We start from the raw sequence: 13763 nt of genomic DNA on the forward strand, positions 1-13763 counted from the left end.
GGGGAACAAAGGATTGCGGGCCCCGCTCGCACTGAACTGGGTAGGACGGGTCTCGACGACCCGCCGGAATACGGGGAGGAGGAAATCCCATGGCTGACAAGACCGAGGGTGTGGATCGCCGCGGCTTCCTGGCCTCGATCGGGCTCGGCGCCGGCGCCGCAGCGGCCGGCGCGGCCGCCGTCGTCACCGGCGCGGCGCCCGCCAGGGCCGCCGAAACCGAGGACGAGAAGGTCAAGGCCCGCTACAAGGTCACCGACCATGTGAAGGCCTTCTACCGCGTCAACAAGTACTGAGGGGGGCCGCCATGCTGACACGTCGCAAGGACGCCGAGAAGCGCACGACCCGGCTCGGGGAGGTGTTCGCCGCCGCCGCCGCCGCCGGCACCATGGACCGCCGCGCCTTCCTGCGCCGCTCCGGCCTGACCGCCGGCGGACTGGCCGCCGTGGGCTCGCTGGGGCTCGGCACGGTCCGCAAGGCCGAGGCCGGGCCGATGACGCCCGGCGCGCCCGTCGAGCTGAAGAAGAATATCTGCACCCACTGCTCGGTCGGCTGCACTGTCATCGCCGAGGTCCAGAACGGCGTCTGGGTCGGCCAGGAGCCGGCCTGGGACAGCCCGATCAACCGCGGCTCGCACTGCGCCAAGGGCGCCTCGGTGCGTGAACTCGTCCACGGCGACCGGCGTCTGAAATACCCGCTCAAGCTGGTCGACGGCCAGTGGAAGCGCATGGAGTGGAAGGACGCCATCAGCGAGATCGGCGACAAGATGCTCGCGATCCGCGAGAAGTCTGGCCCGGACTCGATGTTCCTTCTCGGCTCCGCCAAGTTCTCCAACGAGGGCGCCTACCTGTTCCGCAAGTTCGCCGCCTTCTGGGGCACGAACTCGGTCGACCACCAGGCTCGCATCTGCCACTCGACGACCGTGGCCGGCGTCGCCAACACCTGGGGCTACGGCGCCCAGACGAACTCCTACAACGACATTCGCAATGCCAAGACCATGATCATCATGGGCGGCAACCCGGCGGAGGCGCATCCGGTCTCGCTCCAGCACGTGCTCACCGGCAAGGAGCTGAACCGCGCCAACATGATCGTCATCGACCCGCGCCTGACGCGCACGGCCGCCCATGCGACCGAGTACGTCCGCATCCGCCCGGGCACCGACATCCCGGTGATGTGGGGCATCCTCTGGCACGTCTTCAAGAACGGCTGGGAGGACAAGGACTTCATCGCCAAGCGCGTCTACGGCATGGACGACGTCCGCAAGGAGGTCGAGAAGTGGACGCCCGACGAGGTCGAGCGGGTCACCGGCGTCCCCGGCGCGCAGCTCGAGAAGGTCGCCAAGATGTTCGCGACCGAGAAGCCCTCGACGCTCATCTGGTGCATGGGTGCCACGCAGAAGACGGTCGGCACCGCCAACGTGCGCGCCTACTGCACGCTCCTCCTGGCCACCGGCAACGTCGGCGCCTACGGCACCGGCGCCAACATCTTCCGCGGCCACTGCAACGTCCAGGGCGCGACCGATCTCGGCCTCGACGTCACCAGTCTGCCGCTCTACTACGGCCTGACCGAGGGCGCCTGGAAGCACTGGTCGCGGGTCTGGGAGGTGGAGTACGACTGGCTGGCGAGCCGCTTCGACGTCATCAAGGGCGCCGACGGCAAGGACGTGAAGCAGATGGAGCAGTCGGGCATCCCGACGACCCGCTGGTTCGACGCCGTCACCATGCCCAAGGACAAGCTCGCCCAGCGCGACAACATCAAGGGCATGTTCGTCATGGGCCACGGCGGTAACACCGTGACCCGCATGCCCGAGATGGTGAAGGGCCTCGAGGCGCTCGACCTGCTGGTGGTCTGCGACCCGCACCCGACCACCTTCGCGGCCGTCTCCAACCGCAAGAACGGCACCTACCTGCTGCCGATCTCGACCCAGTTCGAGTGCGCCGGCTCGCGCACCGCGTCCAACCGCTCCATCCAGTGGGGCGAAAAGGTCGTCGACCCGATCTTCGAGAGCGCCAACGACTACTGGGTCATCTACGAGTTCGCCAAGAAGCTCGGCTTCGCCGACCGGATGTTCAAGAACATCAAGACGGTGAAGGGCAAGTTCGGCGAAGAGCCGGAACCCGAGTCGATCCTGCGCGAGATCAACCGGGGCGGCTGGTCGACCGGCTACTGCGGCCAGTCGCCGGAGCGCCTGAAGGCCCACATGGCCAACCAGGGCGACTTCGACCTCGTCACCCTGCGCGCCAAGTCCGGCCCGAACGCCGGCGACTACTACGGCCTGCCCTGGCCCTGCTGGGGCCCGCCGGAGATGAAGCATCCCGGCACCCACACCCTCTACAACACGAACCTGCACGTGAAGGACGGCGGCGGCACCTTCCGCGCCCGCTTCGGCGTCGAGCGCGTCCTCAAGGTGAAGGAGAAGGACGCCACGGGCGCCGAGGTGGAGAAGGAGGTCAAGCACAACATCCTCGCCGAAGGCTCCTGGTCGCTCGGCTCGGAGATCCAGGACGGCTACCCCGAGTTCACCATGGGGGTCCTGAAGAAGCTCGGCTGGGACAAGGACCTCACGGAACAGGAACTGGCCGTGATCCAGCGCGTCGGCGGCAATGCGATCGACTCGGTGAGCTGGGCGACCGACCTGTCCGGCGGCATCCAGCGCGTCGCCATCGCGCATGGCTGCCTGCCCTACGGCAACGCCAAGGCGCGCGCCAACGCCTGGAACCTGCCGGACCCGATCCCGGTGCACCGCGAGCCGATCTACACGGTGCGTCCCGATCTCGTCGCCAAGTATCCGACCCGGCCGGACTTCGCGTCCTTCCGCATGCAGAACATTGGCGGGACCTTGCAGAAGGCCGCTGTCGACAAGAAGGTCTCGCTGGAGTTCCCGATCATCCTCACCTCCGGCCGTCTCGTGGAATACGAGGGTGGCGGCGAGGAGACCCGGTCCAACAAGTGGCTGGCCGAACTGCAGCAGGACATGTTCGTCGAGATCAACCCGGCCGACGCCAACGACCGGGGCATCAAGGACGGGCAGTGGGTCTGGGTCACCGGCCCGGAGAGCGGCTCGAAGGCGCGCGTCAAGGCGCTCGTCACCGAGCGGGTCGGCAAGGGCGTGGCCTTCATGCCCTTCCACTTCGCCGGCTGGTTCTTGGGTGAGGACCAGCGCAAGAACTATCCCGCCGGCACCGACCCGATCGTGCTCGGCGAGAGCGTCAACGCGCTGACCACCTACGGCTACGACCCCGTCACCGCCATGCAAGAGACGAAGGTCACGCTCTGCCAGATCCGGGCGGCGTGAGGGAGGCAACGATGGCTCGAATGAAGTTCCTTTGCGACGCCGACCGTTGCATCGAGTGCAACGCCTGCGTCACGGCCTGCAAGAACGAGCACGAGGTGCCCTGGGGCATCAACCGCCGGCGCGTCGTCACCATCAGCGACGGCAAGCCGGGCGAGCGCTCGATCTCCATGGCCTGCATGCACTGCACGGACGCGCCCTGCAAGGCGGTCTGCCCCGTCGACTGCTTCTACACCACGGCCGACGCCGTGGTGCTGCACTCGAAGGACATCTGCATCGGCTGCGGATACTGCTTCTACGCCTGCCCCTTCGGCGCCCCGCAGTACCCGAAGGTCGGCAACTTCGGCTCCCGCGGCAAGATGGACAAGTGCACCTATTGCGCCGGCGGTCCCGAGGCGGACGGCTCCAAGGAGGAGTACGTCAAGTACGGCGCCAACCGCCTCGCGGAGGGCAAGCTGCCGCTCTGCGCGGAGATGTGCTCGACGAAGTCGCTCCTGGCGGGTGACGGCGACATCATCGCCGAGATCTACAAGGAGCGCGTCATGAAGCGCGGCTACGGCTCCGGCGCCTGGGGCTGGAAGACGGCCTACAAGGAGACGATCTCGGTCTGACGGCCGGCGTCGCCAAGCCCATGCCCCCCGGGAGCCCGGTCCCAGCGGACCGCGCTCCCGCCGCCCCGGACCTCGGGAGACTTCGGACCATGATCCCCATCCTCCATCGTCTGCGCGCCGCCGCCGCCGGCCTCCTTCTCGCCGCCGGCCTCGCCACGCTCGCCGCCGCACCCGCCGCCGCCCAGAGCGTCAACCCGACCGCCTCGGCCGTGAAGGAGGAGCAGCTCCTCCAGGAACTCCAGAAGGCGCAGGGCCGGGTCTCGATCCCGGATGCCAAGTCGGGCACGCTGATCCAGCCGCAGGGCCGGGAATGGCGGGCCTTCCACGAGGAGACCCTGCCCAAGGTCGCCGGCGCGGCCATCCTGGGCGGCCTGGCGCTCTGCGTCCTCTTCTACCTCGTGCGCGGCAAGATCCGCATCGACTCCGGCCGCTCCGACCGCACGATCACACGCTTCGGCGGCTTCGAGCGCTTCGTCCACTGGCTGACCGCGAGTTCCTTCCTCGTCCTCGCCCTGTCGGGGCTCAACGTCACCTTCGGCAAGCACCTGCTCCTGCCGATCGTCGGCCCGCAGGGCTTCCACATCGTCTCCGAGATGGCGAAGACGGCGCACAACTACCTGAGCTTCCCCTTCGCGCTCGGCGTGGTACTGATGCTGCTCATCTGGATCAAGGACAACATCCCGAACGGCACCGACCTCGGCTGGTTCGCCAAGGGCGGCGGGATCCTGTCCAAGGGCCATCCCCCGGCGGGGCGTTTCAACGGCGGCCAGAAGGTCATCTTCTGGACGGTCGTCCTCGGCGGCGGCGCCATCGCGGCCTCCGGCTACATGCTGATGTTCCCCTTCTACGTCACCGACATGGCCGGGATGCAGCTCTCCCAGATGGTCCACGGCATCCTGGCCGGCGTCGTGACCGCCGTCATCATCGGCCATATCTACATCGGCTCTGTCGGCATGGAGGGCGCGTTCGACGCCATGGGCTCCGGCGAAGTCGACCTCAACTGGGCCCGCGAGCACCACTCGCTCTGGGTCGAGGAGATCACCCGCAAGGACCCCACCATCGTCCACCCCGGCGGACGCATGGCCCCGGCGGAGTAAGGACTTCAGATCAGGCCTTCGAAGCCTACGATCGGCAGGAAGGCGGGCGATTGCCCGCCTTTCCTTTTCGGAAGGACACGTATATGATGGTTGAGTTCGTTTAATAGTACCTTGGATTGAGTAAATATGACAAAAGAGGCTTTGTCTGCCGTACCTGGTCAGGCTCGCTTCGAGCAAATGATTCGACAGTTATCCCGGATCGAGTTGGTTTCGATCGCGAGCCTGATCGTTCTGGCGGCAGTAATAGTTCTTTACTCGACCTTTGTGGGTATCTGGTCTTCGTCGACGGCTTTCTTTTTCGCGACTATGGGGCTGTCTGCCGGAGTATCCGCCGCTTGGCTGACAATTGGCGGTTTCCTTGGCTTTCTCTTCGGTGTGCCACGACTGGTCCAAAGGGCGCCCTCGGAGCCGGAGACCGAGAGTGCCTCTTACAGGACTGCTCTGCTAAACAGTAACAGTAACCTTGAGCAGATATCGGACTGGCTTACAAAAATATTTGTTGGTCTTGGGCTTGTAAATTTGCAGCGCCTGCCAGACGCGCTCGAGCGGTACTCTAGAATATTTGATGATGCCCAAATGCTCAGAAGTGGTATGGCGCTCGCCGCCAGCCAATACTATGTTTCGATCACGGCTGTAGCTCTCGGCATCGGCTTCATGATCGTCTATATCGAAACGAGAACGCGAATAACAGCTCTGTTGATGGTACAGGAAGGGTATAACAAGGAAGCCACGGTCAGCGACGAGCAGTTTCAGCAGGCGGCTTCTGCGCCCCAGTTCCTAGCCGCAGAAGGTAACGGTGACATCCGTCCAGTGCTGTCGATCAGTACGATTCGGAATCAGCCAATTCCGGCCGACAAGGCTGTCCTGAGCGCGTCCGCCAGCGAAATCGACACACTCAAGAAGAGGGTTGCTCGAGCGGCCGCCTTCGCCAGGTCGGGAAACTATATGGCGGCAGAAAGCGAATGGCTCCAAGTTATAGCGGATCCCGAAGGGTCGAAAGAGTTGGACTATTACCTCCGTCTGGCGGAGGTGAGGAGTGCGCAGGGCCGTCCGCGGGACGCCCTGTCCACGCTGATTCAGGCGCGCACGAAGTTTGGCGACGACTATGAAATTCTCAGACGATCCATCTTCACAGCCTTGTACATCCAGCAACCCGATAGTTTCGATCAAGCGTTGAAGGCAGCCGCGGCGATCACGTCTCAATCGGGCCACGTCGTCGATGCGATGGTGTACGTCTGGATAGCTGCCGCCTATGGACAAAAGGCAGACTGGCTTAAGAAGAACAATGCGGACCAAACTCTCGTTGAAGAGTGCCGCTTGGGGGTTATCAATGCCGTGCAGAAGGTACGGGAACTGACACCCGAAAAGCATCGAAATCCACGGATCCGACTGCGACAGATGCTCTATCCTGGGTCGGAAAACGGTTCGATCTCCGAAAATGACCTTGCTGTATTTCAGAAAGACCCGGTCATCGAGGACCTCATCATGAACTAGGGCGGTCGATCAAGGATCCGAGGTCCCCCGCCAGGTCCAACCAGCAGGCCTGCCGAAAGTCGGCAAGGAGGCGTCGATCTAGGCGAACTCCCTTCAGTTCGTCGCCGTGGAGGCGTTCGGGTAGAAGAGCTGTTCGCCGCCGATTTTGTAGGAGGCGATCGCGGCCTGGCCCTCCTTGGAGAGGAGCCAGTCGATGAACTGCTGGCCGAGGCCCGCCTTCACGCGCGGGTGGCGCGCCGGGTTCACCAGCATTACGCCATACTGGTTGAAGAGCTTCGGATCGCCCTCGACCGCCACCTTGAACGTGCCCTTGTTGCCGAAGGCCGCCCAGGACGCACGGTCGGCGAGCACGTAGGCCCCCATGCCCACGCCGGTGTTGAGGGTGGCGCCCATGCCGGAGCCGGTCTCCCGGTACCAGCCGCCGCTCGCCGCCTTCACGTCGACGCCGGCTTGCTTCCAGATGTCGAGTTCGGCCTTGTGGGTCCCGGAGTCGTCGGCGCGTGACGCGAAGGATGCCTTCGCCTGGGCAATTCTGCGGAAGGCCTCGACCACGTCCTTCGAGCCTGCGATGCCGGCCGGGTCGGCCGCCGGGCCGACCACCACGAAGTCGTTGTACATGACGTCGAAGCGCTTCACGGCGCCGCCCTCCGCCACGAACTTCTCCTCGTCCGCCTTGGCGTGCACGAACAGGACGTCGCCGTCGCCGTTGGCGGCGTTCTTGATCGCCTGGCCGGTCCCGACCGCGACCACCCGAACCTCGATCCCCGTCTTGGCGGTGAAGATCGGCAGGAGATGCTTGAAGAGCCCTGAATTCTCGGTCGACGTCGTCGATTGCACGAGGATGAACTTGTCCTGCGCGCCGGCGGGCCCCGCCGACAGTCCTGCGAGCGCCGCGAGCCCGGCGGCGAGGAAGGTGCGTCTCAGCATGGCGTTCCGTCTCTTGATGGGGGCCGGGGATCCAGGTGGATCCGCCCCTCCAGGTAGGCGCGCGCGGCCTCCGTGCGGGGGGCGATGAAGAAGATGTCGGCGGGGCCGGTCTCGACGATCCGGCCTGCCTGCATGAAGACGATCTCGTCTGCGTGGCGCCGGGCCTGCCCCTTGTCGTGGGTGACGAGGACGATGCGGGTCCCCGCGGCGGCCGCCCCGGCGATCAACTCCTCGACCGCCAGCGTGGACGCCGGGTCGAGGCTGGCGGTAGGCTCGTCGAGATAGAGCACCTCCGGCGCGAGCGCGAGGGCGCGCGCCAGCGCCAGCCGCTGCTGCTCGCCCCCCGAGAGGAGCCGGGCCGGCATGGCGGCCAGCGGTGACAGCCGCGCGGCCGCCAGCGCCGCCCGGGCCAGTTCGCGCCGCTCCCGCCGCCCGACGCCCTTGGCCGCCAGCGCGTGCTCGATGTTGGCGAGCGCCGAGCGGCGCAGCAGGACCGGCCGCTGCTGGACGTAGGCCTGGCGAAGCCGGCGACGCTCGTCGGGCAGACGCCCCGCCCAGGTGACCGTTCCGGCCGTGGGCCTCACGAGCGCCTGCAGGACGCCGAGCAGCAGCGTCTTGCCCGCGCCGTTGGGGCCCAGAACGACGGTCCGCCGCCCCGGCTCGAGCACGAGGTCGATGCCCTCGAGGAGCGCCCGCCCGCCCGCCTCGACCCGCACCCCGGCCGCCCGCAAGGGCAGCACCGGGTCGTCGGAGCCGGCAGCCACCGGCCAGGCCCGCGCGGTGTCAAGCATAGGCCGACCTCGCCGCCGTGGCCCTCAGCGCCATGACGGCCGCGTTCACGGCGACCGCCACCAGGATCAGGACGAGCCCGAGGCCGAGCGCCAGGGCGATGTTGCCCTTGGACGTCTCCAGCGCGATCGCGGTCGTCATCACGCGGGTGACGCGGTCGATGTTGCCGCCCACGATCATGACCGCCCCCACCTCCGCGATGGCGCGCCCGAAGCCCGCCAGCACCGTGGTGAGCAGGCTGTAGCGCGCGTCCACGAGGAGCGTCGTCAGGCGGCCCGCGCCCCCGAGCCCGAGCGAGCGCAGGTAGACGTCGTATTCGGCGTCCAGGTCCTCGATCACCTGCCGGGATAGCCCGGCCACGATCGGCGCCACAAGCAGGGTCTGCGCGACGATCATGGCCGTCGGGGTGTAGAGCAGTTGCAAGGCTCCGAGCGGTCCCGCATTGGACAGGACCAGATAGACGAGGAGGCCGATCACGACGGGCGGCATTCCCATGCAGCTGTTCAGCGCGACGAGCACGGCGGGCCGGCCCCGGAAGCGCGTCACCGCCAGCCACGCCCCGAACGGGAGGCCGATAAGGCAAGCGATCGCGACCGCGCTGAGGCTGACCTTCAGCGACAGCGCGACGATGGCAACCAGGGCCGGATCCGCCCTCAGGACGAGATCGGCCGCGATCAGGAATGCGCTTCCAAGATCCTGCATATTTTCCGAGATCCTGTGTGAATTACGGCATAGCCGGAATCCGTGCAGGCGCGCAAGCGCGCTTCCGGTTTTCTTGCCCGATAGGGCAGCCAAAATGCTGAAGCCAGCGACGTGGACAGGAGACCGCTCTGGCAGTCAGTATCAATACTATCTCGGCCTGTCTGAAATTCTGCAAATACAATGATCATGAAAGTAATGTACAAAAATTGATTGGATTGATATTCACCATCACGATTTGATGATCGGAAAGGGCGTCTCTCCTGACCAGTCACTTTTATACGCTGAGGAAACGTTGCGTTAAAACTTGAAGCTTACCTTGGCCCCAACGGAAATGCGTAGAGGAACGCAGTCATGCTCGCGTCGTTCCGGCAAGCCCGCGGCGGCAACGTCGCCATGACCTTCTCGCTGATGCTTGCCCCGCTGATGCTTCTCGGCGGCGCCACCATCGACCTGGGCCTGGTCTTTTCGGAAAGGTCCCGGGCCCAGAACGCCCTCGACCGCGCCACGCTGGCTGCCGGTGCCGATCTCGGCCTCGTCCCCAACGAGCAGGTGATCGCCAAGCTCAAGGCGATCTATGACGAGACATTCGTGGCCCCGCCGAGTTCGACGACGACCATCAAGTCCGTGTCGATCAACAGTGAGAAGGGCGAGATCACGGCCGTGGCCGAGGTCAAGACCCGGACGACCTTTCTGCGCTTCGCCAGTATCGACGAGATGACGAGCCAGTTCTCGGCGACCGTCGCCCTCGGCATCAACGACTTCGACGTCGTCATGGTGTTGGATAATTCGGGATCCATGGCCGGTTCTAAGATCGCGTCGCTGAAGACGGCGGCCAAGGACCTCGTCTCCACGCTCCTCAGCATCAACACGGTCGGCAGCCGCACCGACCGGGTGCAGATCGGCGTCGTGCCCTTCGCCGCTTCGGTGAACGTCGGCGCGAGCTTCGGACCCACATACTCGGGCACCACGCGGACCGGCAACGGGACGGGTTCGGCCTGGCTCGACGTGAACGGGGTATCGTCGGTCCACCAGGAGAACTTCAATACCGGCCTGACCGACAACCGCTTCGATCTTTTCGCCCGCCTCGCCGCGGCTCGGCCGACCTCCGCCGCCGCGCTGTCCTGGGGCGGCTGTGTCGAGGTCCGTCCGCAGCCCTACGACGTGACCGACGACGCGCCGGACGCGTCCAAGCCCGACACCTTTTACGTGCCGATGTTCGCGCCCGACGAGCCGGGCTACAAGCCCGCGACCTCGTCCTCCTGGACCAACCCCTCCGGCTTCAGCAACAATTACCTGGACGACAATGGCGGCAGTTGCACCACGGCGGCGTCTTCGTCGAGCAACACCGCCCTCCTGGAGGCGCAGGGCCGGACCTGCAAGTACCGGGCTCCGACCTCCGCGAATTTCCGCAACGCCTCGTCGCTCGGCGATGCCTTCGGCCCGAACTTCTCCTGCACCACCAAGCCGGTCCAGCCGATGTCGCGGACCAAGGCGACCCTCGACACCTTCATCGATAGCCTCGCGGCCAACGGCAACACCAACATTCATGAAGGCGTCATGTGGGGCTGGCATGCCCTGTCGCCCGCCGCGCCCTTCACCGAAGGGCGGACCGGAACCATGGAGCGCCCGCTCAAGAAGTTCATGATCGTCATGACGGACGGCGAGAACACCTACGGCACCAACACGTCCGTCAACAAATCGACCTACGCCGCCTACGGTTTCGTCTCCAAGAACCGTCTCGGCACGACGAACACCTCCAGCGTCAAGACCAAGCAGGACGAGCGGACCGCGCTCGCCTGCCAGAACGCGAAGAACGACGGAGGCATCACGGTCTACACCATCGCGTTCCAGGTCAGCGCGACCGCGACCCAGACACTGCTGCGCAACTGCGCCACCAGCCCGGGCTACTACTACCCGGCCGAGAGCAACAGCCAGCTTATCGCCGTCTTCCAGCAGATCGCCCGCGAGATCTCTCAGCTCCGCGTCGCGAAGTAGCGGCCGCAGCGGCCCTGCATCCCTGGCGCCGCCCCGGGAGAACGCCGGGCGGGGCTACTCGATGACGATCCGCGGTGCCGGCTTGCCGGCGACGCCCGTGGCGAGCTGGCGCCAGACCTTGTCGGCGATCTCGCGGTAGGTCCGGGCATGGATGCCGTCCGGGTCGACGACCTGCACGGGCATGCCGGCGTCCGCCTTCTCGCGGATCTCCATGGTGAGCGGCACCTCGCCGAGGAAGGGCACGCCGACTCGCTCCGCCTCGTGCCGGGCGCCGCCGTGGGCGAAGATGTCGTGACGCGTTCCGCAGTTCGGGCAGACGAAGTAGCTCATGTTCTCCACGATGCCGAGGATCGGCACGTCGACCTTCTGGAACATGGCGACCCCGCGCCGGGCATCGAGCAGCGCCAGGTCCTGCGGCGTCGAGACGATGACAGCCCCCGACAGGGGCACCTGCTGCGCCATGGTCAACTGCGCGTCGCCCGTGCCGGGCGGCATGTCGACGACCAGCACATCCAACTCGCCCCAGTCCACCTCGCGCAGCATCTGGGTGATCGCCGAGATCACCATCGGTCCGCGCCAGATCATCGGCGTCTCCTCGTCGACCAGGAAGCCGATCGACATGACCGCGACGCCGTAGCCATCGAGCGGCTCCAGCACGCGTCCCGTCTTCAGCCGCGGCCGGCCCTTGAGGGCGAAGAGCTTGGGCATCGACGGCCCGTAGATGTCGGCGTCGAGCACTCCCACCCGGAGCCCGAGCGCCTTGAGCGCGAGCGCGAGGTTGCAGGCCGTCGTCGACTTGCCGACGCCGCCCTTGCCTGAGGCGACCGCGATGATGTGCCGGACCCCCGGGAGGGCCCGCCCCTGTCCCGAACGCCCGGCGCCGGCCCCCTGGATCGCGGGGCCGCCCTGGGCCCCGGGGGAGGGCGCCTTCGCAGCGCCGCCCTTCGGCGCCTCCGCGGTCAGCGACACGGTCGCGCCGGCGACGCCCGGGATCCCCTTGACGGCCTCCTCGGCCTGCCGCCGGAGGCCCTCCATCGCCTGCGCCCGCGCTGGATCGACCCCGATCGAGAAGTAGACCTTGCCGTTGTGGATGATGATCTCCGACAGGGCGCCGGAGGCCGGCAGCGGCGTCGCGCCATCGGGCCCGGCGAGGCCGGCGAGGCGGGCGAGGACGGTTTCGCGGGTGACGCTCATCGCTGCGATGCTCTCCGGGTCGGTCTGGCGCCGGGCTTCTCCCGGCCGGGCCTTCAAGGCCGGTTAGATACCCTGGCGGGCGCCGCCGTCAACCGCCGGCCGGGTCGCGCGCGACCGCACGCGCCGGGCGCCCTTGCGGCCCAGCCCACGATCCATTATGCAATTGTAATCAGAACGAAATCGGAGGGAGCGTCATGAAGTCGTTCATCTCGGCGGTGGTCGTCGCGATCGCCATGGCGGTCGGCGCCGCGGTGGTGCTGGAAGGCTACCAGCAGCCGGCCGACTCCGCTTACAAGACGCAGGGCGTCCGCTACTGACGGCAAGCCAACCGATGCGCGCATCCTGAAGCGGGCGGCCCTCCGGCCGCCCTTTTCGCATGCCTCAGCCGAGCGCAGCGAAGGGCACGAAGCCCAGGGGCTCGCCGGGCGCGACGGCCGCGACCTCCTCGCCGAGCACCACGAGGCCGGCAGCCTCCGTCAGCGACGAGATGATCCCCGCGCCCTCCCTCTCGAACTTCCGCGCCACGGGCGCCCCGTCGGTCCGCGCGTCCAGGTGCACCCGGACGAACTCGGTGCGCCCCGTCCGCTTGGCGTAGGAGAAGCCGGAGACGACCGGCACGGGCACGGGCGGCGCCCAGGTCTCCCCCGACAGCGCCGCGACGAGACCGCGTACCACATACGCGAAGGTCACGTAGACCGCGACCGGATTGCCCGGCAGGCCCATGAAGGCCGCGCCGCCGAGCGTCCCGAGCGCGAGCGGCCGGCCCGGCTTGATGGCGAAGCGCCAGACGTCGAGCCGCCCGACCGCCTCGACGGCGTCCTTCACATGGTCCGCCTCGCCGGTCGAGACCCCACCGGTGGTCAGCACGAGGTCGTGGCCGGCCCCCGCGCGGGCGAGCGCCTCGGCGAGCGGCCCGGGCTCGTCGCGCAGGATCCCGAGGTCGGTTACCTGGACCCCGAGCCGGCCGAGGAGCCCGGCGAGCATCAGCCGGTTGGTGTCGAAGACCTGCGCGGGCCCGCGCGCCGCGCCCGGCTCGACCACCTCGTTGCCGGTCGAGAACACCGCCACCCGTAGCCGTCGCCGAACGACCACCTCCGCCTGGCCGACGCCGGCCGCGAGCGCCAGGTCCTGCGGCCTGAGGCGCCGTCCCGCCGGCAGCGCCGGCGACCCGGCCTCGATCTCCTCGCCCGCCGGCCGGCTGTTGGCGCCGCGCTTCAGGCCCGGCGGCAGCAGGACGGCGCCGCCCTCCGCCCGCGTGTCCTCCTGCATGTAGACCGTGTCGGCGCCCGGGGGCATCGGCGCGCCGGTGAAGATGCGCGCCGCCTCGCCGGGCCCGACGGGACGCAGCGCCCTGTCCCCGGCCTGAAGGCGGTCGACTACCGCCAGGCGAGTCATGCCCTCGGGGGCGATGTCGGCATGCCGGACCGCGTAGCCGTCGACCGCCGAATTGGCGAAGGCCGGCAGGGCCACCGCGGCACGGATCGCCTCCGCCAGCACGCGGCCGTCGGCGAGCCCGAGCGGTACCCGTTCGGTCCCGTCGACGGCCCCGACGCGCGCGCGGAACAGATCCAGCGCCGCCTCGATGGACATCATCCCGCCGCCATGGGCGAAACAGTCGTCGGTCAACTGCGGCATGCCGGTCTCCGCTGCGGCTTGGAAGGCGCG

General features: G+C 67.3%; 12 protein-coding genes. 7 read left to right on the plus strand and 5 right to left on the minus strand.

From position 1 onward, the window contains the following. Nucleotides 1-89: 89 nt before the first annotated feature. From WBG79_RS07220 to WBG79_RS07240, 5 genes are all read left to right on the plus strand, one after another. The gene (locus WBG79_RS07220; protein WP_337356432.1) at nt 90-293 is read left to right on the plus strand and encodes a formate dehydrogenase; all 204 of its coding nucleotides are present in this window, start codon (nt 90-92) and stop codon (nt 291-293) included. A gap of 11 nt (nt 294-304) precedes the next feature. After that, nucleotides 305-3292, plus strand: coding sequence for a formate dehydrogenase subunit alpha (locus WBG79_RS07225; protein WP_337356433.1), 2988 nt, complete (start codon nt 305-307; stop codon nt 3290-3292). A gap of 11 nt (nt 3293-3303) precedes the next feature. Next, nucleotides 3304-3900 carry a formate dehydrogenase FDH3 subunit beta gene (gene fdh3B, locus WBG79_RS07230; RefSeq protein ID WP_337356434.1) on the plus strand — a complete coding sequence of 199 codons (597 nt, stop codon included), beginning with the start codon at nt 3304-3306 and terminating at the stop codon, nt 3898-3900. Nucleotides 3901-3989: 89 nt separating this feature from the next. Beyond that, nucleotides 3990-4997 carry a formate dehydrogenase subunit gamma gene (locus WBG79_RS07235; protein WP_337356435.1) on the plus strand — a complete coding sequence of 336 codons (1008 nt, stop codon included), beginning with the start codon at nt 3990-3992 and terminating at the stop codon, nt 4995-4997. Between the two features lie 126 nt (nt 4998-5123). Next, complete coding sequence (locus tag WBG79_RS07240) at nt 5124-6491, plus strand: hypothetical protein (protein ID WP_337356436.1); 1368 nt, start codon at nt 5124-5126, stop codon at nt 6489-6491. Between the two features lie 93 nt (nt 6492-6584). Here the strand turns inward: WBG79_RS07240 and WBG79_RS07245 are convergent, their stop codons facing one another. Genes WBG79_RS07245 through WBG79_RS07255 form a run of 3 tightly spaced genes read right to left on the minus strand, consistent with a single transcriptional unit; the run spans nt 6585 to nt 8909 of the window. Continuing rightward, nucleotides 6585-7418, minus strand: coding sequence for a substrate-binding domain-containing protein (locus tag WBG79_RS07245; protein ID WP_337356437.1), 834 nt, complete (start codon nt 7416-7418; stop codon nt 6585-6587). Continuing rightward, entirely contained in the window at nt 7412-8209 is a 798-nt protein-coding gene (locus WBG79_RS07250) for an ATP-binding cassette domain-containing protein (RefSeq protein WP_337356438.1), read from the minus strand. The genes WBG79_RS07245 and WBG79_RS07250 overlap by 7 nt, the downstream gene beginning before the upstream one ends. Then, nucleotides 8202-8909 carry an ABC transporter permease gene (locus tag WBG79_RS07255; protein ID WP_337356439.1) on the minus strand — a complete coding sequence of 236 codons (708 nt, stop codon included), beginning with the start codon at nt 8907-8909 and terminating at the stop codon, nt 8202-8204. The genes WBG79_RS07250 and WBG79_RS07255 overlap by 8 nt, the downstream gene beginning before the upstream one ends. Nucleotides 8910-9260: 351 nt before the next feature. Here WBG79_RS07255 and WBG79_RS07260 point away from each other — a divergent pair, with 351 nt between their 5' ends. Next, nucleotides 9261-10904 carry a TadE/TadG family type IV pilus assembly protein gene (locus WBG79_RS07260; RefSeq protein WP_337356440.1) on the plus strand — a complete coding sequence of 548 codons (1644 nt, stop codon included), beginning with the start codon at nt 9261-9263 and terminating at the stop codon, nt 10902-10904. Nucleotides 10905-10958: 54 nt separating this feature from the next. Here the strand turns inward: WBG79_RS07260 and WBG79_RS07265 are convergent, their stop codons facing one another. Then, on the minus strand, nt 10959-12098 hold the full coding sequence (locus WBG79_RS07265) for an Mrp/NBP35 family ATP-binding protein (RefSeq protein WP_337356441.1): 1140 nt from the start codon (nt 12096-12098) through the stop codon (nt 10959-10961). Between the two features lie 194 nt (nt 12099-12292). On the opposite strand from WBG79_RS07265, the gene WBG79_RS07270 reads away from it, so the two are divergent. Then, nucleotides 12293-12415, plus strand: a complete 123-nt coding sequence (locus WBG79_RS07270; protein ID WP_337356442.1) for a hypothetical protein — start codon at nt 12293-12295, stop codon at nt 12413-12415. Between the two features lie 64 nt (nt 12416-12479). Here the strand turns inward: WBG79_RS07270 and WBG79_RS07275 are convergent, their stop codons facing one another. Next, nucleotides 12480-13733, minus strand: coding sequence for a molybdopterin molybdotransferase MoeA (locus WBG79_RS07275; RefSeq protein ID WP_337356443.1), 1254 nt, complete (start codon nt 13731-13733; stop codon nt 12480-12482). Nucleotides 13734-13763: the final 30 nt, after the last annotated feature.

Source organism: Prosthecomicrobium sp. N25 (assembly GCF_037203705.1).
GTDB lineage: Bacteria > Pseudomonadota > Alphaproteobacteria > Rhizobiales > Ancalomicrobiaceae > Prosthecodimorpha.

Excerpts from the sequence above, each read along its gene's own strand:
- WBG79_RS07235 (WP_337356435.1), top strand. The coding sequence starts at position 3,990 with ATGATCCCCATCCTCCATCGTCTGCGCGCCGCCGCCGCCGGCCTCCTT.
- WBG79_RS07265 (WP_337356441.1), bottom strand. The coding sequence starts at position 12,098 with ATGAGCGTCACCCGCGAAACCGTCCTCGCCCGCCTCGCCGGCCTCGCC.
- WBG79_RS07250 (WP_337356438.1), bottom strand. The coding sequence starts at position 8,209 with ATGCTTGACACCGCGCGGGCCTGGCCGGTGGCTGCCGGCTCCGACGAC.
- WBG79_RS07225 (WP_337356433.1), top strand. The coding sequence starts at position 305 with ATGCTGACACGTCGCAAGGACGCCGAGAAGCGCACGACCCGGCTCGGG.
- WBG79_RS07240 (WP_337356436.1), top strand. The coding sequence starts at position 5,124 with ATGACAAAAGAGGCTTTGTCTGCCGTACCTGGTCAGGCTCGCTTCGAG.
- fdh3B (WP_337356434.1), top strand. The coding sequence starts at position 3,304 with ATGGCTCGAATGAAGTTCCTTTGCGACGCCGACCGTTGCATCGAGTGC.
- WBG79_RS07270 (WP_337356442.1), top strand. The coding sequence starts at position 12,293 with ATGAAGTCGTTCATCTCGGCGGTGGTCGTCGCGATCGCCATGGCGGTC.
- WBG79_RS07275 (WP_337356443.1), bottom strand. The coding sequence starts at position 13,733 with ATGCCGCAGTTGACCGACGACTGTTTCGCCCATGGCGGCGGGATGATG.
- WBG79_RS07245 (WP_337356437.1), bottom strand. The coding sequence starts at position 7,418 with ATGCTGAGACGCACCTTCCTCGCCGCCGGGCTCGCGGCGCTCGCAGGA.
- WBG79_RS07220 (WP_337356432.1), top strand. The coding sequence starts at position 90 with ATGGCTGACAAGACCGAGGGTGTGGATCGCCGCGGCTTCCTGGCCTCG.
- WBG79_RS07255 (WP_337356439.1), bottom strand. The coding sequence starts at position 8,909 with ATGCAGGATCTTGGAAGCGCATTCCTGATCGCGGCCGATCTCGTCCTG.
- WBG79_RS07260 (WP_337356440.1), top strand. The coding sequence starts at position 9,261 with ATGCTCGCGTCGTTCCGGCAAGCCCGCGGCGGCAACGTCGCCATGACC.